A 21,609-nucleotide genomic window follows, 5' to 3' on the forward strand; every position below is an offset into this window, starting at 1 on the left:
CCGCCCCGCCCGAGCCCTTGGGCGCCGCGGCCGTCCCGGTGGCCGCGGCGCCCGTGGCGGTGTCGGCCCCGGACACCGCGGCGGCGTCGGTGGCGGCCGCGCCGGACGTGTCGACCTGCTCCGCACCGCCCGTCAGGTCGGTCGTCTCGGCGGCGCCGGTCCCGGCGTCGACGATCGCTGACGGTGCGTCAGCACCCTCGATCGCCGATCCACCGCAGCCGGCCACGAGGCTGCCCGCCACGATCACCGCGGCGGCGGGGCCCAGGCCCCAGCGGAATCGTCTGCGTGTCGTCATGTCGTCACTTCTCCGAGGCGAAGACGCGCGCGACCAGAGCCGAGTTCGCGAAGTCGCGGAAGACGAACCACTTGCCGTCCCGCAGCTCGATGATGTGCGCGAAGTCCGACTCGAACTCGGTCCCCTTCAGCGTCCGGAACTTCAGGTGTCCGAACACCGCGAGGTGGTCGCCCTGCTCGATGATCAGCTGCGGATCCATCGCCAGCACTTCCACCGAGGTGCCCACGCGCTGGAGGAACTCGCCGAATCCAGCGGCGCCGTGATACGTGCCGGCGTAGGGCACGTCGTCGGTCCCGTAGTAGTAGGTCTCGATGTCCGGGTGGATGTTGGCCATCACGGTCTCGACGTCGCCGGCCGGGACGGCGGCGTACATCGTGCGGGTCGTCCGGACGTTCACGCTCTCGGTCGAGGTGGGGGCGGTCATCGCTGTGCTCTTTTCGTGGAGGACGACGGGAATGCGGGTACGGCTGTGCTGCAGGAGGGTCGCGGTCTGAGGCACGGGCTCCGAGGGCCCGCGCTCCATCCGCTCGAAGCGGTCGAACAGGGCACCGACCATGACCTCGACCTCGAGGGTGGCCAGCGGGGCGCCGAGGCAGTAGTGGATGCCGAGGCCGTAGGTCATGTGCTTGTTGGCGTTCGGCCGGTCGAGGTCGAAGCGCTCGGGGTCCGGGAAGACCTCGGGGTCGTGGTTCGCGGCGGCGAAGAACAGCGCCACCCAGTCCCCCGCCTTGATCTGCGCGTCGCCCACCTGCACGTCGCGGGTGGCGATGCGGAACAGCCGTTGCGGCGGACCGGTCAGGCGCAGCGTCTCGTCGAGGAAGGCCTTGATCAGGCTGCGGTCGGCACGCACGCGGGCCGCGGCCTCGGGGTGGTCGAGCAGCGCGTCGATGACGTTCGCGCCGAAGTACATGCTGGTCTCGCTGCCGGCGACGACCAGCGTGATGCAGAACCGGACGATCTCCTCGAAGGTCAGCTTCTCGCCGTCCGCCTCCGCGAGCAGCAGCGCGTCGATCAGACCGTCGCCCGGTTTCTCACCGGCCGCGAGGGCCTCGGCCCGCGCCTGGCACAGCGCCACGAAGTAGCCGCCGAGCTCCAGGTTGGAGGCGTTGCGCTCCTCACCGGTGAGGTCGGCGGAGAGCATGAACGCGTTCGCCCACCGCTCGTACTTCGGGGCGTCGGAGTCGGGAGCCCCGAAGAACTTGCACATGACGACGGCCGGGACGTGGGCGCACAGCTCGTGCACCGCGTCGATCTCCCGGCCGGCCGGCAGGTCGGCGACGAGCTGCCCCACCCGCTCGACGAGCCACGGCCGCATCGCCTCGACCCGGCTGCGGGTGAAGACGGTGTTGACGACCTTGCGGTGTGCGGAGTGCAGCGGCTGGTCGGTGTTGACCAGCATCAGCGTCGGGGCGTCACTCGCCTCCTGCAGGGGGTCGCGGGAGGAGAACGTCTGGTGGTCCCGGGCCGCGTCGCGGACCTGCTCGTGCGTGAGCAGCGCCCAGGCCACCACGGGCTCGTCGACGCCGGGCACCGTTCCGGGCGGGTAGTCGACGTAACCGGGGACCGGCGAGTACGGGCGCAGCGCCGCGTAGGCGGGGTAGGGATTCGCGATGACCTCGGGTGTGGCGAGGTCGGTCGCGGCGAACTCAAGAATTGACATCGCGCGTCCTTCGGCGTGGGGATGCGCGAAACCGTAGATATCGCCGAACGAGTCGCCCATGTCCTCACGGGAGCCACTTGCGCCCGAGATCTATCGCCGGAGGAGTGTTTTGTCCCTCGCGGGTCAGGCGTCGAGGAGCCGGTGGATCAGTAGGGCCGCCTCGACCGCCGCGCGCCGCCCGGCGAGGGGTCGACCGAGCAGCTCCTCGGCCCGCCGGACGCGCTGTTCGACGGTCTTCTCGTGCAGCGTCAACCGGGCGGCCGCCCGCTTGTGGCTCGCCCCCTCGGCGAGGTAGGCCTCGAGGGTGTCCCGCAGCCGAGCGGTGGTGGCGCCGGCGCCGGCGAGCGCCCCCAACTCGGCCGCGGCGAACCGCGCGGCGGACTCCGGATCGGCCAGCAGCGTGGACGCGAACCCCGTCGCGGCGAACGACACCAGCCGGCTGCCGGCCGCCCGGAGCGCCTGCCGCGCCTGCAGGTGCGACTCGCGGAACCCGTCGAGGCCGTAGCCGGGGTCGCCGAACGCTCCGCGGCAGTTCGGCGGGAGCACGCAGTCCTCCAGCGCCTCCAGTGCGGTCGCCCCTGGCGTCTCGACGCAGCTCACCCACCCGCAGACCGACCGGTCCGTCGCCCGCATCAGCAGGGGCTGACCGGCTCCCAGGATCTCCGCGATCTGCCGAACGACCCCCTCCAGCGCCGCGACGTGGGCGCTGGGCTCCTCCACCGGGTCCGGTCGCAGCACCACCGCGACGTGGTGCCGCCGCAGTTCGTGCCGCATCCGGCGGCTCGCCTCGTCGCTGTCGACGGCCTGGCCGGACAGGACGCCGCGGATCGCGTCCTCGGCGGCCGCGGCCTGGCTCCGCTCCCAGCGGCGCCGCTCGTCCTCGTAGGCCGCGACGACGTGCACGCGGACCGCGTCGAGGTAGCTGGAGACGAAGTCGGTGGACCAGGTGACGAGGCGCTTCAACTCGTCCGGGTCGTTGACGTTCTCGAAGACGACGTCGACCCACTGGCGCCACAGCTTGGCCTGGCCCACGTGGTAGCACCGCAGCAACGTCGGCAGCGCGACGCCCCGATGCACCATCAGACGCGCGAAATCCGTGGCCTGGGCCGGCGCCTCAATCCCCTCCGGCGGGATCCCGAACCGCAGCAACGCCGCCATCGCCCCGATGTGCGCGATCGCGTTCGTCTCGGTCGCCGCGTGCATCTCGGCGTCCTGCGGCATCTCGTGCACCGTCGCCATGATGTGCGTCGAGAGCTCGGGGCCGAGGTCGGTCAGCTGGGTCGCGACGCGCGCCGCCCACTCCGCGACCTCAGCCGGCGTGTCCATGGCTGTCGAACCTACGCCCGGGCTCGGAACGAGAGAAAGATTTCCGCCGCCGGCCGGGAACTCCCCGAACCAATCAGGCGACGTCTGCAGTGGGCGGCAGTACCGAGGCTCCGGGACGACGGGGTGTGTCCCGGAGCCTCGCCGCCGCTACTCGCCGCCGACCTCGTCCTACTCGTCGCCGTAGTCCTCGCCGGTGTCGCTGTACGGGCCGTAACTCGGCGAGGAGAGCCGGTCGTCGCCGTAGCGAAGGTGCGGGGCCCGGGGCGTGACCGGGACTGCCCTTACGTCAGCGAAAGTGGTCGCTGTAGCAGCCACTTTCGCTGACGTAAGGGGATTTCGACGGCCTACAGCGGTCGGGCGGCGAGGGTCCGCTCGAAGCGCTCGGTGGCGCGGGTGGCGCGGCGGGCCTCGTAGGCGATGTCGAGGTACTTCGCCCGTTCGGGGAGGACGGTGTTGGCGCGGCCGAGGACGGTGCCGATGGCGCGGAGGCGGCGCTCGTCGAACCCGCTCCAGGACAGGCCGAGCTTGGCCCGGGCCGCGGGCGGGAGGGTCCCGACCATCACGAGCCGGTTGATCTCGCCGCCGAGGGCGCCGGCGGGCTTCCACAGCCGCCGGAGCGGGGCGGGGAGCATCGGCGGCGGGGGCGTGCGGGCCGCGAGGTCGAGGACGTCGTGGACCGTCGGGTGGTCGACGAGCGTCCGGGAGATCATGTCGTCGTAGTACGCCCAGAACGCGGCCGGCGTCGGCGGGAGCAGGTCCTCACGCACCTGAAGGATCCGGCACATCTGCAGGACCTCGGCGTACGCCTGCGCGAGCTGATCCTTCGTCAGAGGACGGGGCAGAAAGTACCGCGAGTACGACGTGATCGCATGAAAGGCCGTCAGCGGAACCCAGGCCCAGGGCTCGGCGGTCAGCGCGTGGTGCCGCTTCCCGGACGCGTCGACCGCCGACAGGTCCTTGTGCATCGCGCGCAGCCGATCGCCCTCGTCGATCGCGGTCTGCCCGCCGTAGACCCAGGTCTGCACCGAGGCGAAGCTGCGCTCCGCGCGGCCCCACGGGTCGGTGCGGAAGCTGGACCGCTGGTCGACGACGGTCCCGATCGCCGGGTGCATCACCTGCAGGACGAAGGCGCTGCCGGTGACCGCGACGTAGAGCCGCTGGCCGGTCAGTTCCCAGAGGATCCCGCCGGGCTCGATGAGCTCCGGGGCGGGACGCCGCCGGGCGCCCGGGACCGTCGAGGAGGTCATGGCGCGATGCTACGCGCGGTCAGGCGACGGGGACGGCCCAACGCAGAGACGTCCCGGCCTCGGACCCCGGGGCGGGCGAGGTGAACACACAGGTCCCGCCGCGCCGCCGGGCCCGCTCGGCCAGGTTCGCCGTTCCGCTGCGGCGGTCCGGGTTCCCGAGCCCGACGCCGTCGTCGGTGACCTCGACGACCAGCTCCCCGGCCGCGGGGACGTAGGAGATCTCGACCCACGTGTGCGACGCCTTCGCATGCTTGGCGACGTTGGTCAACGCCTCCCGCAGGACGGTGACGACGTCGTCGACGAGGTCCGGATCCGCCATGACGTCGAGCGCGCCCTCGAACCGCACCGCCGGGGCGGCCGACAGCAGCGGCGTCACCTCGCCGAGGACCTCCAGCACCCGGTCGCGCAGACCGGCGGCGCCCAGGCCCAGCGGCGTGCGCATCCGGTAGATCGCGCTGCGGATCCCGGCGACCGTCTTCTCGATGTCGACGATGGAGCGGTCGAGCCGGTCGGCCCCGGGGCCGTCGCCGAGGGTCCCGAGCAGCGCCTGCAGGGACATGCCCGCCGCGAACAGCCGCTGGACGACGTCGTCGTGGAGATCCCGCGCGATCCGGTCCCGCTCCTCGCGCAGCGCCAGCTCGTCCAGGGCCTGCCGCGCGTCGGCGAACTCGAGGGCGATCGCGGCGTGGTTGGCGAACGCCGTCGCCTGGTCGACGTCGATCTCGTCGAACGTCTGCTCGCCGGCCTGACGGGCCATCACCATCGTGCCGCGGGTGCGGCCGGCCGCGATCATCGGCACGACCAGCAGCGGCCCGATCGGCGCCGAGACCAGTGAGTGCGCCACCGCGCCGCGGCTCTGGGTCTGCGCGTTGTCGATCCGCACCGGCTGCCCGGTCTCGATGACGAGGCCGGAGTACGTCTTCCCCAGCGGGTACTGCTCCCCCGGGCGCTGGATCGCCAGGTCCCCGGCAGCCGCGGCGACCTCGATCTCGGCACCGTCGGAGGTCAGCCGAAGCACGTGCGTGGTATCGGCCCCCGCGACGCGGCGGGCCTGCTCGGCGATGCCCGGCAGCGGGTCCGACGCGGTCCCGTCGAGCAGGTTCCGGGTGATGTGGAGGCAGGCCTGCAGCCACTCCTCGCGCTTGCGGGCCTCGAACGCGCGCCGCTCCTCGAGCTCGGCGAGCACGCGGACGTTCTCCATCGCCACCGCGGTGCTGTCGGCGAGGGCCTGCAGCAACCGGCGCTCGGTCGCCGTCGCCTCGTGGTTGCTCGCCCAGTAGACGCCGATCGCCGCGACGGGTTCGGCCGCCCGGACCGGGGTCATCACCAGCGACTTGACGAAGGTGGGCCGGTACGCGTCGTGCGGGATGCGGTCGTCGGCGTAGATGTCCGGGACGACGACCTGCTGCGCGTTCAGCATCGCCCAGCCGGAGATGCACTGCTCGATCGGGAACTTGTGCCCGGACCACAGCGGGGCGATCGCGTCCTCGTCGACGTAGTGGCAGCGGCCGTTGTCCCGCAGGACGAAGGTCGCCCCGTCGGCGGCGGCGATCTCGCGCGCCGCGTGCCGGACGATCTCGACGACGTCGTCGAGGCCCCGGGCCCCGGCCAGGTCGCGCACGGCGTCGACGAGGCGTTCCATGCCCGCGACGTACGAGTCGTCGGTGCGGACGTCGGTGCCGGAGAGCGTCGACATGGGCAACCAATCCGAGGGGTTCTCGCCCGGTCGGCCACGGCAGCCGCGGAGCTGAGCAAGGACCACGGTAACCGCCGGATCTCCCCAAGCGGCGCTTCGCGCCGTAATGTCCGCCTCGATCATGCGCGTCCCGAGGAGGAGACCATGTCCGACCAGCTCAGAGTTCGCCGCGACGTCGACGCCACCCCCGAGCAGATCTTCGCCGTCCTGTCCGACCCCGCCCGGCACCCGGAGATCGACGGAGCCGGGATGGTCCTCGGTCTCGCGGCCGGCGGTCCGGTCTCGGCCGTCGGCGACACCTTCACGATGAACATGAACAACTCGATCCTCGACGACTACCAGGTGACCTCCCGCGTCACCGCCTTCGAGCCGGGCCGTCGCATCGGCTGGTCCCCGTGCGGGCTCGCCGGCGACACCCTCGACCGGCTCGGCGACATGAAGCCTGGCGGCCAGACCTTCACCTTCGAGCTCGAGCCCAATGGCTCCGGCGGAACGACTGTCACCCAGGTCTACGACTGGAGCGGCGTCGAGGACCCGCAGTTCCGCTCGCTGATGCCGTTCCTGAAGGAGAAGCACCTCGCCGAGACGCTGGAGAAGCTCGGCAAGGCCGCCGGTTGATCACGGGCACCGTCGCCCCCGGCTTCGAACCGGTCCGAGACGCCTTCGCGGCGAACTTCTCCGACTGGGGCGAGGTCGGGGCGACCTGCTGCGTCCATCTCGACGGGCGGCCCGTCGTCGACCTCGCGGGCGGGCGGATCGGTCCCGACGACGACCGGCCCTACTCCCCGGACACCCTGCAGATGGTGGCGTCGGCGACCAAGGGCGCGGTGGCGATCTGCGCCCTGCGTCTGGCCGAGCGCGGACAGCTCGACCTCGACGCCCCGGTCGCGTCCTACTGGCCCGAGTTCGCGGCCGCCGGCAAGGCCCACATCCCGGTGCGCTGGCTGCTCAGCCACCGGGCCGGGCTGCCCAAGGTCGACGCCGCGCTGACGCTGGAGCAGATCCTTGCCTGGACTCCCCTCGTCGACGCCCTCGCCGCGCAGGTGCCGTTCTGGGAGCCGGGGGCCGACCACGGCTACCACGCCCTGACCTACGGCTCGCTCGTCGGCGAGGTGCTCGCCCGGGTCACCGGCTCCTCGCCGGGTGAGCTGATCCGCAAGGAGATCGCGGAACCCCTCGGCATCGATTTCGTCGTGGGGCTGCCGGACGAGTCGATCCCGCGGGTCTCCCCGATGCTGAAGTCGATCCGCGACCCCGGCGACCGACCGGACCCGCTGATGCTCCAGCTCGCCGACCCGGCCTCGCTCGCCCATGGCGCTTTCTTCATGGACACCGCGTTTCTGACGTCGATGAACTCCCCCGACCTGTGGCGGGCCGAGATCCCAGCCGCCAACGGGTTCTCGAACGCCCGATCGCTGTCCCGGATGTACGCCGCCTGCCTGGGCGAGGTGGACGGCGTCCGGCTGCTGGAGCCGGCAACCCTCGCGGCCGCGATCGCCCCGCAGAGCGAGGGCCTGGACCGGGTGCTCACCTACCCCTCGCGCTTCGGGCTCGGGTTCCAGCTGCCGTCGGGCAGCCGGCCGATGGCCGGGCCCACCTGCTTCGGCCACTACGGCCTCGGCGGGTCCACCGGCTTCGCCGACGCCGAGCGCGGGTTCTCGTTCGGGTACGTGGTCAACCAGATGCGCTCGGCCTCGACCCCGGATCCGCGTTCCTCCGCACTGATCGCGGCGCTCGAGGCATGCCTGGACTCCCGGCGGGGTACGTAGCCCGCTCAGACGAAATCGGCTGCGAACGGCGCGTCCGCCGTCGCATCATGGGAGGTCACGTTGCTGACGATCGTCAGACGAGGCACGCCGGGGGGCGAGATGCGAGCGTTCACACGGGGCCTGTTCCGCCAGCCGCCCAGCGACACCGAGACCGCGCACGCGATGCGGGCACTGGCCGGGGTCTTCCTGCACTCCACCGCCGCCGAGTTCCGCTTCGGCTGGGACGGCGCGGACGTCGACCACCTCGACGCGCTCTGCGACCGCCTCGTGCTGCCCGGGCAGCGCGCGGTCACGACCCGGTCCGCGGTGGCGGCCCGCATGGGTGCCTTCGTCGGCGAGCTGCTCGTCCGCAACGCCGGCGGCCGCTGGGTCTACGACGAGGCGTGCCGCACCGCGGCCGTCGAGCTGCCGAACGGGCAGCGGGTGCACCCGACCGAGCGCGTCAGCCGGCGCATCACGGTGGGCCACCACCACAGCATCGCCGAGTTCTACCGCGCCGCCGTGGCCGGTGACTCGCTGGTGTTCGCACCGCGCCAGGCGGGCTGACCCGACCGACTGACCCGACGGACTGACCGGGGCTCAACGGCGCGCTGCGGCCTGCGCAACTGGCCAATCGCCACTTCCGCACCTATCGTCCCATCCACGGCACCTGAGGTCCGGGTGCCGGGGCTTCGGGGTGGGCCGAGATGCGCATCAGGTACGCGATTCCGGTCGTGGTGTCGTTGACACTCGCGATCGTGAGCGCGGGCGCCATCGGGGCGGGCTCCTTCTACTCCGTCGCCGAGGACGCCAAGCCGCAGGTCCTGGACTACTCCTACGGCTCGAACCCGGCGCAGAACCTGGACCTCTACCTCCCGGCGTCGGCGGCCGCGGCCAAGCCCGGGCAGGCGCTGACGCCCACGATCGTGTTCGTGCACGGCGGGTCGTGGACGAGCGGCGACAAGGAGGACATGCAGGAGGCCGCCCAGGCGGCCGTCGACCTCGGGTACGTCGCGATCTCGCTCAACTACCGGCTCGCGCCGCAGCACCGGTGGCCCGCCCAGCGGCGGGACGTCGTCGCCGCGCTGCGGTGGATCCACTCCCACGCGCCCGACCTGCACGTGGACCGGTCCCGGATCGTCGTGATCGGCTCCTCCGCCGGTGGCGAGGTCGCGGCCGCGGCCCTGACCCAGGGCGCGGGCCGCAAGCTCGCCCGTGGCCTGGTCACGCTGTCCGCGCCGGTCGACTTCGCGTTGGTCACCAAGAACACCATGCTGACCCGCCTGTCCGCGGACCTCGCCCAGGCGCTGACCGAGGACCTGATCAACTGCGCACCCGAGGCGTGCGAGGCGATGGCGGAGAACCGCGCGATCTTCCACAAGATCGACGCCAAGGACCCCCCGATGCTGATCTTCGCCGGCAACCGCGAGTGGGTGGACCCGCAGGGCGCCATCCGGCTGCACCAGGTCAACCTCGCGGCCGGCGTCCCGTCCCGGCTGATCGTGTTCGACAGCCGCCAGCACGGCATGGGCCTGTTCGACGACGCCTGGCCGATCGCCGCCGCGTGGATCGCCGAGCGCATGGCGGCGCCGTCCTGATCCGCCGCTCCCCTGACCGAACCGTTAACGTCGGGGCGCTGCGGATCGCGGCCACGTTGGTGATGATGTGCGGGTGAAGCGTTGGACACTCGCCGTGGTTCTGGCGTCGCTGCTCGCGGTGGGCGGGTGCGGCGGAGCATCCGACGACCCGGCGCAGCCGGCCGCCGCCGCGCAGAACGAGTCCGCCCGGGCCGATCTGCCCGACCCCCGTTACGCCCTGTTCCCCAGCGCCACGCCGGGCCCCGACTGGGAGCTCACCGACGTCGTCCGGATGCGCAGCGACGAGCGCGACGCCAAGCGCAAGCGCGCCGAACCGCTCGGAGCGCTGCCGGGCGTCGACTGGTACACGGAGTACACGGGTCCGGCCGCGAACGACACCCCCGCCTACCTGTCCCTGACCGCGTACACGCAGTCCCTGGCGGAGCGGAAGACCGAGTCGGTCTCCGAGACGTCCACCGCGACCGACGGGGAGATCAACGGGCACCCGGCGTTCTGGACGATGGACCCCCAGGACCCGGGCAGTGGCGCCGTCGTGGCCTGGGAGATCGCCCCGGGCTACACGCTCGAACTCTTTGCCACCGGAGTCGCGCTGGACGACCTCGTCGCGATGGCGAAGACGGTGCGCGACGCGACCGAGGCCGAGTGGGCCGCCGCCGGGGCGGACGTGCTCAGCCCGAGTGGACCGCAGGGTTGACCCGACGACGCTGACCCTGAGCCGGCACCGCGGGCTTCGCCGAAGCGGGCTGGACGGGAGCGGGCGCGACGACGCGCTGCGGGAAGAGGCGGGGCAGGTCGTTGCGAAGGGCGGGGACGACGTCCGCGACCTCGCGGCCGGTGCGGCGCAGGTAGTACCCGGCCTCCATCATCCAGTCGGTGACGGCCTTCATCAGCTCGTCCTCGACCTTGTTCTCCAACGCCAGGTAGAGCAGCGCGGTGTCGACGTGAGGCTCCGTCAGACCGACGGCGCAGCCGTCGGACATGTCCTCCGCCGTGGCGACCGAACAGCCGAGGTGGGCATGGTTGGCGAGCTTCTCGCGGAGCGGCGCGTGGTCCTCGCCGGTGAGTTCGGTGAGGACGGCGACAGCCGCCTCGGCGAGCTGGCTCGCGAGCAGCCGGCTGGCGGCGCCGTCGGCGGTGCGCTCGATGCGCATCACCTCGGCGAGGATGTTGTCGACGCCGTGGCGGTGGGCGCGCAGTCGCGGGCTCGGCTCCCGGCGCCGGCCTAGTTCAGGCGCGATCAGGCGGACATGCGGACCGATGTCCCGCTTCAGACCGAACACGATTCCCCCGTAAAGCCAGCTTGATGACGACGATCCCGACATTGAGACGCGCGGGACAAGCACCGACCCGTCCACCGTCCGGCCGGTTTCACCTCCTCCGTTCGGACGAGGGACGTGGTTCCGGGGCACAATTCCTCGCGTGGAACTCCGCGTCGGACAGGTCGTCACCGTGTTCCGGTCCCGCCTGGCCGCGGCGGCCGGCGAGGAGTACGCCGAGCACGCCACACGCATCAGCGAGTTGGCGCGGACGATGCCCGGCTACGTCGAGCACAAGAGCTTCACCGCCGCCGACGGCGAGCGGGTCACGCTGGTGACGTTCGCGGACCGGCCGAGCCACGACGCGTGGCGCGACCACCCCGAGCACCGGGCCGCCCAGCGCGCCGGGATCGACCGCTACTACGAGAGCTACTCGATCCAGGTCGGCGTGGTCGACCACGCCGCGACGTTCAGCCGGTGACTCCCCCGGTGGCTCCCCCGGTGGCTCAGCCGACGAGCCCGCCGGTGAACGCCTCCGTGCCGGGGACGAGCGTCAGGCCCTTGAGGCCGGAGTGCTGCTGCGCGTAGGCCAGCGCGCGGGCGAGGTCGGTCAGCCCGTTGGTCCCCGGCGGCAGGGTGTTCAGCGAGATCAGGACGCCGGCCGCACGGCCGCGGGAGTCCATCAGCCCGCCGCCGGAGTCGCCCGGGACGCCGGGCGGGAGCAGGTAGACCAGGTGGTACCAGCCGGGCGGCTCGGTGCCGAGGCTGAAGCCCTGCTGCGGGGTCTCGATGCCCCCGCGCAGACCGGACGCGCCGTAGCCGTAGACGGGCTCCCCCGCCGGCAGTCCGCCGTTGTCGATCACCCCGACCGGACCGCCGAACAGGGGCACCGATGGGTTGACCTTCGCGACCGCCTCGGCGGGGATCCGGATCAGGGCGAAGTCGTTGCTCAGGCAGGTGATTTCGTCGGTCTCGCCGACCTTCTGCATGGCCAACCAGCTGCTGTAGACCAGCTCACCGCTGGCGCCGGACGAGCCGAGCGAGACCCGCGTCCCCAGTGGCTGGGACGGGGACGCGCAGCCGCTCCCGCTGAGCGGGCTGCCCTCGGCGGAGGTGCAGTGCGCCGCCTGGCCGATGTACACGTTCTGGTCCCGGTCGGTGTACACGAAGTTCGCCGTGCAGCCGGCGCCGGCGGCCTCGGTCCCGATGCCCGGGTAGATGGTCGCGCTCTCGACCGGAGCCCAGTTGATCGCCGGGCTCGTCCCCGGGTCGATCCGCGCCGCGGAGGCCGGCGAGACCGGCAGCGCGGCGGTGGCGAGCACGAGGGCGGCAGCCAGTGCGGCGGGACGGAATCGCACGTGAGAGCTCCTGAGAATGTGTCCGGTTTCGGCATGGTACGTCCCGCGACGCACCGGCCGGGGCCGAACTCAGCCGGAGTCGCCGGGCGGCGGCGCGACCGACAGCGGCGGCTCGGCGCGCGTCGGCGCGCTCAGGTCCGCCACCAGCGGGGTTCGCTCGGGTTGGGTGAAGTCGTCCCCGGAGCCGAGGATCCATGTCCCGATCGCGACCGCGGCCACCGTCAGCACCAGCGCGAGGACGAGCGCAAGCCGGCGCAGCTCGAAGCCACCGGTCCCCTCCACGACGCTCATGACCGCGGAACGTAGCAGCGGCTCCGGGCCCCGAACCGGAGCCCGCCCGGGGCCTTCCCGATCCTTTACCTCCTCTTCCGAGAGCCCTGGAGCACGGGCCGTGACACCGCGCACGCGGGCGGTCGCTAGGTTGCCGCCATGGCGATCGCAATCGGATACAAGGCGTCGGCCGAGCAGTTCGGGCCGCGGGAGCTGGTCGAGTTCGGCGTGGCGGCCGAGCGCTACGGGTTCAACTCGGCCGTGGTCTCGGACCACTACCAACCGTGGCGGCACAACGGCGGGCACGCCCCGTTCTCGCTGGCGTGGATGACCGCGGTCGGCGAGCGGACGCAGACCATCACGCTCGGTACCTCGGTGCTGACCGCGACCTTCCGCTACAACCCGGCCGTCATCGCGCAGGCCTTCGCGACCATGGGCTGCCTCTACCCGGGCCGGATCATGCTCGGCCTCGGCACCGGGGAGGCCCTGAACGAGATCGCCGTCTCCGGCATGCAGTGGCCGGAGTTCAAGGAGCGCTTCGCCCGCATGCGCGAGGCCATCGACCTGATGCGGCGGCTGTGGACCGAGGACTCCGTCGACCACCAGGGCGAGTACTACACGACGGTCGGCGCGACCGTGTACGACAAGCCCGAGCAGCCCATCCCGGTGTACGTCGCCGCCGGCGGCCCCGTCGTCGCCCGCTACGCCGGCCGCGCGGGTGACGGCTTCATCTGCACCTCCGGCAAGGGCATGGCCCTCTATCAGGAGGAACTCGTCCCGGCGCTGCACGAGGGCCTGGAGAAGGCCGGCCGGTCGATGGACTCCCTCGACCGCATGATCGAGGTCAAGCTCTCCTACGACTCCGACGCCGAGTTCGCCCTCAACGCCACCCGCTTCTGGGCCCCGCTGTCGCTGACCGCGGAGCAGAAGCACTCGGTGTCGAGCTCCCAGGAGATGGAGCGCCTCGCCGACGAGCTCCCGATCGAGCAGGTCGCCAAGCGCTGGATCGTCGCGTCCACCCCGGAGCAGGCCGTCGAGGGCATCCGCCCCTACATCCAGGCCGGCTTCACCAACCTCGTCATCCACTTCCCCGGCGCCGACCAGGTCCGGTTCATGGAGCAGTTCTCCGCCGACGTCATGCCCCGCCTCCGCGAGCTCGGCTAGCTGTCAAAAAAGGGTGACACCCCTTACTGCGCAGTAAGGGGTGTCACCCTTTTTTCACACGGGATTTCGCACCGGTCTTCACGCCGGCGCGGCGGCGGCCCGGGCGAACGGCTCGAGGACGGCGTAGACGGTCCGGGTGACGGGGACGTCGAGGCCGAGGGCGTCGGCGCGGCGGACGATCTCGCCGTGGAGGGAGTCGAGCTCCAGAACCCGGCCGTGGGCGAGGTCCTCGTACAGCGAGCTGCGCATGCCCGGGTCGAGCCGGTTCAGCAGGCCGAGGGTCTTGTCCTCGAAGTCGTCGGCGAGGGCGGCGCCGTCGGCGCGGGCGACGGCGGCCGCCTCGGAGACCAGGCCGCGCAGGAGCCGTTGCCCCGCCTCGGTCGCGCGGACCTCCCCGATCGGGTGCCGCGAGCTCGCGGTCGCGCCGGCGAGGCCGCAGATGAACGCGAGCTTCTGCCAGAGCACGGTGCGGATGTCGGGTGCGGCGACGGCGTCGATGTCGGCGTCGCGGGCACGCTCGGTGAACTCCTCGACGCGGGCCGACGACCCGCCGCCGAGCTCGCCGATCTCCATGCCGGCCAACGGCGAGTGATGCTCGAGGACGCCCGGGGCGCGCAGGTGGCACGAGATGTACGCCGCGCCCCCGACGGTCCGCTCGACGCCGACCGCGGCCGCGACGCGCTCGGCCGGGGCGACCCCGCCGTTCTGCAGCGAGACGACGAAGCCGTCCGCACCGAGGAGCGGCTGCAGGGCCGGCAGCGCACCGTCGATCGCGTACGCCTTCACCGCGAACAGGACGACGTCGTGCGCACCGAGCTCGTCCGGATCGTCGCTCGCACGCACGTCCGTCAGATGCAGATTGCCGCGCGGGCTGTGGATCTCGATGCCGGTCGTCCGCAGCGCCGTCAGCTGCGCGCCGCGGACGAGGAAGCCGACGTCGTGCCCCGCCGCGGCCAGCCGCGCACCGAAGTAACCGCCGACGCCACCGGCACCCACCACTCCGATGCGCATCTGACGATCCCTCAGCCTCGCGTCACGTCAGCAGTTCGGGGTGCGCGCTCTCGGTCTCCTCACCCGGCAGCGGCGGGAGCTCGTGGGAGGCCTCGTAGTCGGCGAGCATGCCGATACGACGGTTGTGCCGCTCCTCGTCGCTGTAGGGCGTGTCGAGGAAGACCTCGAGGAAGCGCGCCGCCTCCTCGGGCGTGTGCATACGGGCGCCGATGCTGATCACGTTGGCGTTGTTGTGCTGGCGGGCGAGGGAGGCGATCTCCTCGCTCCAGACCAGCGCGGCCCGGATGCCCGGAACCTTGTTCGCGGCCATCTGCTCGCCGTTGCCCGACCCGCCGAGGACCACGCCGAAGCTGCCCGGGTCCTGCGCGGTCCGCGACGCCGCGGCCAGGCAGAACGGCGGATAGTCGTCCTGGGCGTCGTAGATCGTCGGCCCGCAGTCGACCGGCTCGTGCCCGGCCTCCTCCAACCACCGCAGCAGGTGGTCCTTGAGCTCGAAGCCGGCGTGGTCGGACCCCAGGTAGACGCGCATGGCGCGAGTCTGCCAAACGGGTCCGGTCAGGCGTCAGGCCGCCCGGTCGTGCCGGGGCGCGGCCCCGACGTCGAAGCGCGGGCCCTCGTCGCGGGTGCGCTTGAGCTCGTAGAAGCCCGGGGTCGACGCGACCAGCAGCACACCGTCCCAGAGCTTCCCGGCGTCCTCGCCGGCCGGGGCCGGGGTGACGACCGGGCCGAAGAACGCGGTGTCGGCGACGCGGATCACCGGGGTGCCGACGTCCAGGCCGACAAGGTTCTGGCCCTCCTCGTGGGAGGCGCGGACCTTCTCGTCCCAGCTCTCGTCGTCCCAGGCCTCGATCAGGTCGGCCGGGAGGTTCACGGCGGCGAGCGCCTCGGCGACCGTCGCCCGGTCGCGCTCACGCTCCTCGTGGTGGAAGCGGCGGCCGAGTTCGGTGTACAGGCCCGGCACCACCTCGTCGCCGTGGCCGACCTGGGCCGCCATCACGACGCGGCCGATGTTCTTCCCGGTCGCCAGCAGCTTCTGGTACTGCTCGGGGATCTCGCGGTCCTCGTTGAGGATCGCCAGGCTCATCAGGTGGAACTTCACGTCCACGGGGCGGACCGTCTGGACCTCGAGCATCCATCGCGAGCTCAGCCATGCCCAGGGGCAGAGCGGGTCGAACCAGAAATCGACGGTGCTGCGCTCACTCACGGGGGTACTCCGTTTCCGTAGGTCCTCACCCGGTCCAACCTGCGCACCTCTCGGCGCATTCCTGTGAGAGTCCTGCCCACCCCGCGTGGAAGGATGAGCCGTCCCGTCGAACGAGTCAGGAGTCACTCAGTGCCCGGCAAGAATCTGACCCGCGACGAGGCGGCGGCCCGCGCCGCCACGGTCGACGTCCACTCCTACGCCGTCGAGCTCGACCTGGTCCCGGACCCGGCCGGCGAGAACCGCACGTTCCGCTCGACGACCGTGGTGCAGTTCGACGGCCTGGTCGGCCGCGAGAACGGCACGTTCCTCGACCTGATCGCGCCGTCGGTGAGCGAGATCACCCTCAACGGCAAGACGCTCGACCCCGCCACGCACTTCGACGGCAACCGCGTGAACCTGCCGGAGATCGCCGCCGAGAACACGCTGCGCGTCGTCGCCGACTGCGCGTACATGAACACCGGCGAGGGCCTGCACCGCTTCCGCGACCCGGTCGACGAGGGCACCTACCTGTACACGCAGTTCGAGGTCGCCGACGCCAAGCGCGTCTTCGCCTGCTTCGACCAGCCCGACCTCAAGGCGACGTTCCAGCTGACCGTCCTCGCCCCGTCGCCGTGGGCCGTGTTCTCCAACGCCGACACCCCCGAGCCGCGGCCGGTGCCGGGCCGCGACGGCTCGTCGGTCTGGGTCTTCGACGCGACCCCGCGCATGTCGACCTACATCGTCGCGCTGGTCGCCGGCGACTACCACGTCGAGCGCAGCGAGTACCGCGGTCCGGGCGACCTCGTCGTGCCGATGGCCGTCGCGTGCCGCCGCTCCCTCGCCGAGCACCTCGACGCGGACGAGATCTTCGACGTCACCCGCAAGGGCTTCGACTTCTTCCTCGAGCTGTTCGACCAGCCGTACCCGTTCACCAAGTACGACCAGCTGTTCGTCCCGGAGTACAACGCGGGCGCGATGGAGAACGCCGGCTGCGTCACGATCCTCGAGGACTACGTCTTCCGCTCGAAGGTCACCGACGCCGCGTACGAGCGCCGCGCGGAGACGATCCTCCACGAGCTCGCCCACATGTGGTTCGGCGACCTCGTGACGATGAAGTGGTGGGACGACCTCTGGCTCAACGAGTCGTTCGCGACCTACATCAGCGTGCTCTGCCAGTCCGAGGCGACGCGGTGGACCAACGCCTGGACCACGTTCGCGAACGTCGAGAAGACGTGGGCCTACCGCCAGGACCAGCTGCCCTCGACGCACCCGATCGTCGCGGACATCAACGACCTCGACGACGTCGAGGTGAACTTCGACGGCATCACCTACGCCAAGGGCGCCTCGGTGCTCAAGCAGCTCGTGGCGTGGGTCGGCCGGGACAACTTCGTCTCCGCGATCCGCACGTACTTCTCCCGCCACGCGTGGGGGAACACGACGCTCAAGGACTTCCTCGCCGCTCTCGAGGAGACCTCCGGCCGCGACCTGTCCGCGTGGTCGGCGGAGTGGCTGCAGACCTCGCAGGTCAACGTGCTGCGCCCGGTCTTCGAGCTCGACGAGCTCGGCGCGTTCCGGCACTTCACCGTCCAGCAGAGCGCGCCCGAGGCCTACCCGACGCTGCGTTCGCACCGCATCGCGATCGGCCTGTACGCCCTCACCGACGGCAAGCTCGTCCGCCGCGACCGGGTCGAGCTCGACGTCGCCGGCGCGAGCACCGAGGTCAAGGAGCTGATCGGCAAGCGCTCCGCCGACCTCGTCCTCGTCAACGACGACGACCTCACCTACGCGAAGATCCGCCTGGACCCGACGTCCCTCGCGACGCTCGGCCGGCACATCGGCGACATCAGCGAGTCCCTCCCCCGCGCGCTGTGCTGGTCCGCGGCCTGGGACATGACCCGCGACGCCGAGCTGCCCGCGCGCGACTACGTCGACCTGGTTCTGCGCGGCATCGGCAGCGAGACCGGCATCGTCGTCCAGCAGGGCCTGCAGCGGCAGGCGATCTCGGCGCTGTTCATGTTCGCCGACCCCGAGTACCGCGAGACCGGGCTCTCCCGCTTCGCCGCGGCCGCCCTCGAGCACCTGCGCGCCGCCGAGCCCGGCAGCGACAGCCAGCTCGCGTGGGCGCGGACGTTCGCCTCCGTCGCCCGGACCAACGAGCAGCTCGACCTGCTGGCCGCGCTGCTGGCCGGGGAGCCGCTCGTCCCGGGCCTCGCGATGGACGTCGACCTGCGCTGGCACATGCTCCACCGTCTGGTTTCCCGCGGCGTCGCCGGCGAGTCCGAGATCGACGCCGAGCTCGACCGCGACGACACCGCGGCCGGCCAGCGCCACGCCGCCGGCGCCCTCGCCGCCCGCCCGACGGTGCAGGCGAAGGAGGAGGCCTGGGCCTCCGTCGTCGGCGACGACAAGCTCCCGAACGCCATGCAGAACTCGATCATCGGCGGGTTCGTCCAGATCGAGCAGGGCGAGATCCTCGAGCAGTTCGTCGAGCCCTACTTCGAGGCCGTCCCGCGGATCTGGGAGGAGCGCACCAACGAGATCGCCCAGAACATCGTCAACGGGTTCTACCCGTCCTGGCGGATCTCGGCCGACACCGTCGAGCGCACCGACCGCTTCCTGGCCGAGCACTCCCCGGCCCCGGCCCTGCGCCGGCTGCTGTCCGAGGCCCGCGACGGCGTCCAGCGCGCCCTCCGCGCCCAGGAGTGCGACCGCGCCGCGGGCTGACCGACCCTGTCAAGAAAGGGTGACACCCCTTACTGCGCAGTAAGGGGTGTCACCCCTTTCTGACGCCAAAAAGGGTGACACCCTTTTTGGCGCCGAAAAGGGTGTCACCCCCGGTGTGACGGGTGGGCTCAGTGCGCGGTGTGGAGGCTCTGGGGGTGCCGGGCGTGCTCGGCGAGGAGCTGGATGCCCTGGACGATGCCGCCGGCGAGGTTCCCGGCGGCGAAGGCGGTGGTCATCGTCATCGCGGCGAGGGCGCAGGCGCGGTCGTCGACCCAGCGCCGGGCGCGGGAGCCGGTGATGATCTCCAGGCTGCGGGCGGCGGGGTCCACGAAGACGAGGACGGTGTCGGCGGCCTCGGACCCGAGTTCGGCGTGGCGACGCTTGGCGGCGGCGCGGGTCGGTCCGTCGGCGGCGCCGACGTAGACCGAGAAGTTCACTCCGCTGGTGCGGCGGCCCTGCTGAATGGCCTTGACGATCTCCTCGCGCTGCCGCTCGGAGAACGCCTCACCAGCGAGCACTGGTCCCACCGCCTGCGGCGTCGGTGCCGGCGTCGGCCGGGGCACCCTCGAGCGCCGGGTCGGCGGAGCCGCTCTCCAGCGCGGCCGGGCCGTCCTCGCCCGGGGCGCCGTACCACTCCGCCTCGGCCGTCCACTCCTTGCCGGGGCGGTAGCGCGGGCCGCGGATCATGTACGGGATCGAGACGACCAGCCAGATCAGGGCCAACAGGCCGACCGGGATGCCGACGAAGATCCCGATCACCTTGAGGTTCGAGATCCCCTCGCCGGGGTCGTCACCGTCGTCGCGCGTGAGAGCCATCGCCGGCGACGCGGCGAGCGTCGAGGACGCGAGGACAACACCGAGAACGGCGGCCCGGAACCAGGCCTTCGGAAGCGGGCGCCAGCTAGTACCGATCACGAGGTGAGACTAGCGAACGCCTGTGCGAGAGAACGCACACGGTCGGCCACCGGAGACGGCCCCGCCAGGTCCTCCAGCAGCACCGGCCGTCCGTCGGCGTCCAGCAGCGGCAGTTGCCAGTTCGGGTACTCCAGGTAGGTGCCGGGCTGGTTGAGCGTCCGGCGGTCCCCGACGGCGTCGGCGAGGGCGACCCCGCACAGCAGCGTCGGCGTCCGGGCCAGGAAGCGGTGCAGGGCCTCGACCAGCGCCGGGATGTCCCCGACGGGGCCCGGGTCGATGCCCTCGGCCTCCAGCCGGGCGCGCCAGCTCGCGACCTCGTCCCAGAGCCCCATCCACTCCTCGTCCGCGGGGCGGGTGAGCAGGCCGAGCCGGTCGCGGATGCTCACGTGCTCGCCGGCGAGGTACCCGGCGCTCGGGGGCAGGTCGTGCGTCGTGACCGTGCCCAGGCACAACCGGCGCCACGCGTCGGCCGGCAGCGGGCCGACCTGGTCGCGCTCGAAGAACAGGATCGACGTCCCGAGCATGCCTCGCTCGCGCAGGTAGTCGCGCACCCACGGCTCGACCGTCCCGAGGTCCTCGCCGATGACGAGCGCCCCGGCCCGGGCCGCCTCCAGTGCGAGCACCCCGACCATCGCCTCGTGGTCGTAGCGGACGTACGTCCCCTCCGAAGGCTTGCGCCCGGCCGGGACCCACCACAGCCGGAACATGCCCATGACGTGGTCGACGCGGATCCCGCCCGCGTGCCGCAGCACGCCGCGGATCATGTCGCGGAACGGTGCGTACCCGAGCTCGGCCAGCCGGTTGGGCTTCCACGGGGGCTGGCTCCAGTCCTGCCCCTGCTGGGTGAACGCGTCCGGCGGGGCGCCGACGGAGACACCGATCGCGAGGACGTCGGACAGCGCCCAGGAGTCCGCGCCGCCCGGGTGGACGCCGACCGCGAGGTCCGCGATCACGCCGATCGGCATGCCCGCGGCGGCCGCCCGTTCCTTGACGGCGGCGAGCTGCTGGTCGAGCTGCCACTGCAGCCAGGCGGCGAAGTCGACGGCGTCGGCGAGCCGGGTCCGCTCGGCGGCGACGGCCTCGGTCGCGGGGTGGCGCAACTCCTCCGGCCACGCCATCCACGCCGGGCCGTGCTCCTCGCACAGCGCGGACCAGGTGGCGAAGTCGAGCAGGGCGACGCCCTCCCGCTCGCGGTAGGCGGCGAACTCCCGCGCCCGCTCGGCCGACAACCCGGCGCCGTGGATCAGCTTGAGCGCCGCCCGCTTCGCGGTCCACGCGACGTCGCGGTTGAGCAGCTCGTCCGCGCCGCCGCGCCCCTGCAACGGCTCGCCCAGGGCGTCGACCGCCGCCCGGGTCGAGGCGTCGAGGGTCGCGTACTCGGGGACGTCCTCGACCCGCAGGTACAGCGGGCTGACGAACCGCCGGCTCACGGGCAGGTACGGCGACGGCTCGACGGGCGGGAGCGGGGCGGTCGCGTGCAGCGGGTTGATCAGGACGAACCCGGCACCGAGCTCGGACGCCGTCCACTCCGCGAGTGCCGCGAGGTCCGCGAGCTCGCCCGGGCCCCAGGAGCGCTCGCTGCGCACCTGGTACACCTGCGCGAGGTGACCCCAGCTGCGCTGCGCCTCGCCGTCCGGCCCGCGCAGCCCGGCGGGCAGCTCGAGCGACGCGGGCGTGACGATCAGACAGCTCTCGGCGTTGCGCTCGCCGCTGCGCGCCTGGATCCGGTGGTAGCCGAGCGGCAGGTCGCTCGGGAGCTCGAACGTGGCCTCGCCGATCAGCACGCCGTCGACGACGGTCGGCTCGACCCAGCGGTCCACCTGGCGGACCTCGGCGCGGTCGGCCTGCTCCAGCTCGATCCACGCCTCGACCGGGTCGCCGTGCGGCACGTGCACCGGGAACGACGTCGGACCGGCTGCGTCCTGACGCATCGTCACCACCGGCGGCAGCATGCGCCGCCAGCGGTCCGCCTCCAGTTGGGCCAGGGACCGACCGGCGGCCGCCGGGGTGGCCGCCTCCCAGCCCAGCGACTCCAGCACCGCGACGATCGTCGACTCCGGGACCGCGACGTACTCGCCGCGCCAGTCCCAGTACTCGGTCGCGACGCCGCACGCCGTGGCCAGGGCGACAAGGTTCGGAGAGAGCTCGGTCACGAGAG

21 protein-coding genes and 1 pseudogene are annotated in these 21,609 nt (G+C 72.1%); 8 read left to right on the forward strand and 14 right to left on the reverse strand.

Annotated elements, in window-relative coordinates; genetic code table 11:
• The 5 genes and pseudogenes from ABD401_RS10825 to ABD401_RS10845 all read right to left on the reverse strand — a co-directional run.
• Positions 1 to 295 (reverse strand): annotated as a pseudogene (locus tag ABD401_RS10825) (hypothetical protein); the annotation flags it as partial.
• Between the two features lie 4 nt (positions 296 to 299).
• Positions 300 to 1,955, reverse strand: a complete 1,656-nt coding sequence (locus tag ABD401_RS10830; protein ID WP_344604518.1) for a cytochrome P450 — start codon at positions 1,953 to 1,955, stop codon at positions 300 to 302.
• A 123-nt stretch (positions 1,956 to 2,078) separates the two neighbouring features.
• Positions 2,079 to 3,281 (reverse strand): PucR family transcriptional regulator, encoded by a 1,203-nt coding sequence (locus tag ABD401_RS10835; protein WP_344604520.1) that lies wholly within the window; start codon positions 3,279 to 3,281, stop codon positions 2,079 to 2,081.
• Between the two features lie 344 nt (positions 3,282 to 3,625).
• The gene (locus tag ABD401_RS10840) at positions 3,626 to 4,528 is read right to left on the reverse strand and encodes an oxygenase MpaB family protein (protein WP_344604522.1); all 903 of its coding nucleotides are present in this window, start codon (positions 4,526 to 4,528) and stop codon (positions 3,626 to 3,628) included.
• A gap of 19 nt (positions 4,529 to 4,547) precedes the next feature.
• On the reverse strand, positions 4,548 to 6,224 hold the full coding sequence (locus ABD401_RS10845) for a sensor histidine kinase (RefSeq protein ID WP_344604524.1): 1,677 nt from the start codon (positions 6,222 to 6,224) through the stop codon (positions 4,548 to 4,550).
• Positions 6,225 to 6,368: 144 nt separating this feature from the next.
• On the opposite strand from ABD401_RS10845, the gene ABD401_RS10850 reads away from it, so the two are divergent.
• The 5 genes from ABD401_RS10850 (at position 6,369) to ABD401_RS10870 (ending at position 10,264) form a co-directional block, all read left to right on the forward strand.
• Complete coding sequence (locus ABD401_RS10850; protein ID WP_344604526.1) at positions 6,369 to 6,842, forward strand: SRPBCC family protein; 474 nt, start codon at positions 6,369 to 6,371, stop codon at positions 6,840 to 6,842.
• The gene (locus ABD401_RS10855; RefSeq protein ID WP_344604528.1) at positions 6,839 to 7,993 is read left to right on the forward strand and encodes a serine hydrolase domain-containing protein; all 1,155 of its coding nucleotides are present in this window, start codon (positions 6,839 to 6,841) and stop codon (positions 7,991 to 7,993) included. The genes ABD401_RS10850 and ABD401_RS10855 overlap by 4 nt, the downstream gene beginning before the upstream one ends.
• Before the next feature lie 99 nt (positions 7,994 to 8,092).
• Positions 8,093 to 8,539, forward strand: a complete 447-nt coding sequence (locus ABD401_RS10860) for a DUF3806 domain-containing protein (RefSeq protein WP_344604530.1) — start codon at positions 8,093 to 8,095, stop codon at positions 8,537 to 8,539.
• Positions 8,540 to 8,679: 140 nt separating this feature from the next.
• Positions 8,680 to 9,570, forward strand: coding sequence for an alpha/beta hydrolase (locus ABD401_RS10865; protein ID WP_344604532.1), 891 nt, complete (start codon positions 8,680 to 8,682; stop codon positions 9,568 to 9,570).
• Positions 9,571 to 9,643: 73 nt separating this feature from the next.
• A complete protein-coding gene (locus tag ABD401_RS10870) occupies positions 9,644 to 10,264 on the forward strand; it encodes a hypothetical protein (protein WP_344604534.1) in 621 nt (206 codons plus the stop codon).
• Here the strand turns inward: ABD401_RS10870 and ABD401_RS10875 are convergent.
• Positions 10,239 to 10,850 (reverse strand): hypothetical protein, encoded by a 612-nt coding sequence (locus ABD401_RS10875; protein WP_344604536.1) that lies wholly within the window; start codon positions 10,848 to 10,850, stop codon positions 10,239 to 10,241. The genes ABD401_RS10870 and ABD401_RS10875 overlap by 26 nt on opposite strands.
• A gap of 139 nt (positions 10,851 to 10,989) precedes the next feature.
• Here ABD401_RS10875 and ABD401_RS10880 point away from each other — a divergent pair, with 139 nt between their 5' ends.
• On the forward strand, positions 10,990 to 11,307 hold the full coding sequence (locus ABD401_RS10880) for an antibiotic biosynthesis monooxygenase family protein (RefSeq protein WP_344604538.1): 318 nt from the start codon (positions 10,990 to 10,992) through the stop codon (positions 11,305 to 11,307).
• A gap of 25 nt (positions 11,308 to 11,332) precedes the next feature.
• Here the strand turns inward: ABD401_RS10880 and ABD401_RS10885 are convergent, their stop codons facing one another.
• Positions 11,333 to 12,184: a serine protease gene (locus ABD401_RS10885; protein WP_344604540.1), complete on the reverse strand. Its 852-nt coding sequence runs from the start codon at positions 12,182 to 12,184 to the stop codon at positions 11,333 to 11,335.
• Between the two features lie 69 nt (positions 12,185 to 12,253).
• Positions 12,254 to 12,475 carry a hypothetical protein gene (locus tag ABD401_RS10890; protein ID WP_344604542.1) on the reverse strand — a complete coding sequence of 74 codons (222 nt, stop codon included), beginning with the start codon at positions 12,473 to 12,475 and terminating at the stop codon, positions 12,254 to 12,256.
• A 138-nt stretch (positions 12,476 to 12,613) separates the two neighbouring features.
• Here ABD401_RS10890 and fgd point away from each other — a divergent pair, with 138 nt between their 5' ends.
• Positions 12,614 to 13,618 carry a glucose-6-phosphate dehydrogenase (coenzyme-F420) gene (gene fgd, locus ABD401_RS10895; RefSeq protein ID WP_344604544.1) on the forward strand — a complete coding sequence of 335 codons (1,005 nt, stop codon included), beginning with the start codon at positions 12,614 to 12,616 and terminating at the stop codon, positions 13,616 to 13,618.
• A 78-nt stretch (positions 13,619 to 13,696) separates the two neighbouring features.
• On the opposite strand, the gene ABD401_RS10900 is transcribed toward fgd, so the two are convergent.
• From ABD401_RS10900 to ABD401_RS10910, 3 genes are read right to left on the reverse strand one after another with little or no spacing between them, the layout of a single operon-like run.
• On the reverse strand, positions 13,697 to 14,629 hold the full coding sequence (locus ABD401_RS10900; protein WP_344604546.1) for a ketopantoate reductase family protein: 933 nt from the start codon (positions 14,627 to 14,629) through the stop codon (positions 13,697 to 13,699).
• A gap of 22 nt (positions 14,630 to 14,651) precedes the next feature.
• The gene (locus tag ABD401_RS10905; RefSeq protein WP_344604548.1) at positions 14,652 to 15,158 is read right to left on the reverse strand and encodes a ribose-5-phosphate isomerase; all 507 of its coding nucleotides are present in this window, start codon (positions 15,156 to 15,158) and stop codon (positions 14,652 to 14,654) included.
• Between the two features lie 33 nt (positions 15,159 to 15,191).
• The gene (locus ABD401_RS10910) at positions 15,192 to 15,833 is read right to left on the reverse strand and encodes a mycothiol-dependent nitroreductase Rv2466c family protein (RefSeq protein ID WP_344604550.1); all 642 of its coding nucleotides are present in this window, start codon (positions 15,831 to 15,833) and stop codon (positions 15,192 to 15,194) included.
• Between the two features lie 129 nt (positions 15,834 to 15,962).
• On the opposite strand from ABD401_RS10910, the gene pepN reads away from it, so the two are divergent.
• The gene (pepN, locus tag ABD401_RS10915) at positions 15,963 to 18,536 is read left to right on the forward strand and encodes an aminopeptidase N (protein WP_344604552.1); all 2,574 of its coding nucleotides are present in this window, start codon (positions 15,963 to 15,965) and stop codon (positions 18,534 to 18,536) included.
• A 128-nt stretch (positions 18,537 to 18,664) separates the two neighbouring features.
• Here pepN and ABD401_RS10920 read toward each other — a convergent pair whose 3' ends face one another.
• Genes ABD401_RS10920 through malQ form a run of 3 tightly spaced genes read right to left on the reverse strand, consistent with a single transcriptional unit; the run spans position 18,665 to position 21,604 of the window.
• Positions 18,665 to 19,054, reverse strand: coding sequence for a DUF5130 family protein (locus ABD401_RS10920; RefSeq protein WP_344604554.1), 390 nt, complete (start codon positions 19,052 to 19,054; stop codon positions 18,665 to 18,667).
• Entirely contained in the window at positions 19,041 to 19,451 is a 411-nt protein-coding gene (gene ctaJ, locus ABD401_RS10925) for an aa3-type cytochrome oxidase subunit CtaJ (RefSeq protein WP_344604556.1), read from the reverse strand. Before ctaJ ends, ABD401_RS10920 begins: the two co-directional genes overlap by 14 nt.
• The gene (gene malQ, locus ABD401_RS10930) at positions 19,448 to 21,604 is read right to left on the reverse strand and encodes a 4-alpha-glucanotransferase (protein WP_344604558.1); all 2,157 of its coding nucleotides are present in this window, start codon (positions 21,602 to 21,604) and stop codon (positions 19,448 to 19,450) included. Before malQ ends, ctaJ begins: the two co-directional genes overlap by 4 nt.
• Positions 21,605 to 21,609 lie beyond the last annotated feature (5 nt).

It is taken from the genome of Sporichthya brevicatena (assembly GCF_039525035.1).
Classification (GTDB): domain Bacteria; phylum Actinomycetota; class Actinomycetes; order Sporichthyales; family Sporichthyaceae; genus Sporichthya; species Sporichthya brevicatena.

Coding starts and splice junctions, on each gene's coding strand:
- ABD401_RS10830 (WP_344604518.1), bottom strand. CDS start 1,955: ATGTCAATTCTTGAGTTCGCCGCGACCGACCTCGCCACACCCGAGGTC.
- ABD401_RS10900 (WP_344604546.1), bottom strand. CDS start 14,629: ATGCGCATCGGAGTGGTGGGTGCCGGTGGCGTCGGCGGTTACTTCGGT.
- ABD401_RS10890 (WP_344604542.1), bottom strand. CDS start 12,475: ATGAGCGTCGTGGAGGGGACCGGTGGCTTCGAGCTGCGCCGGCTTGCG.
- fgd (WP_344604544.1), top strand. CDS start 12,614: ATGGCGATCGCAATCGGATACAAGGCGTCGGCCGAGCAGTTCGGGCCG.
- ABD401_RS10850 (WP_344604526.1), top strand. CDS start 6,369: ATGTCCGACCAGCTCAGAGTTCGCCGCGACGTCGACGCCACCCCCGAG.
- ABD401_RS10865 (WP_344604532.1), top strand. CDS start 8,680: ATGCGCATCAGGTACGCGATTCCGGTCGTGGTGTCGTTGACACTCGCG.
- ABD401_RS10840 (WP_344604522.1), bottom strand. CDS start 4,528: ATGACCTCCTCGACGGTCCCGGGCGCCCGGCGGCGTCCCGCCCCGGAG.
- ABD401_RS10845 (WP_344604524.1), bottom strand. CDS start 6,224: ATGTCGACGCTCTCCGGCACCGACGTCCGCACCGACGACTCGTACGTC.
- ABD401_RS10905 (WP_344604548.1), bottom strand. CDS start 15,158: ATGCGCGTCTACCTGGGGTCCGACCACGCCGGCTTCGAGCTCAAGGAC.
- ABD401_RS10835 (WP_344604520.1), bottom strand. CDS start 3,281: ATGGACACGCCGGCTGAGGTCGCGGAGTGGGCGGCGCGCGTCGCGACC.
- ABD401_RS10860 (WP_344604530.1), top strand. CDS start 8,093: ATGCGAGCGTTCACACGGGGCCTGTTCCGCCAGCCGCCCAGCGACACC.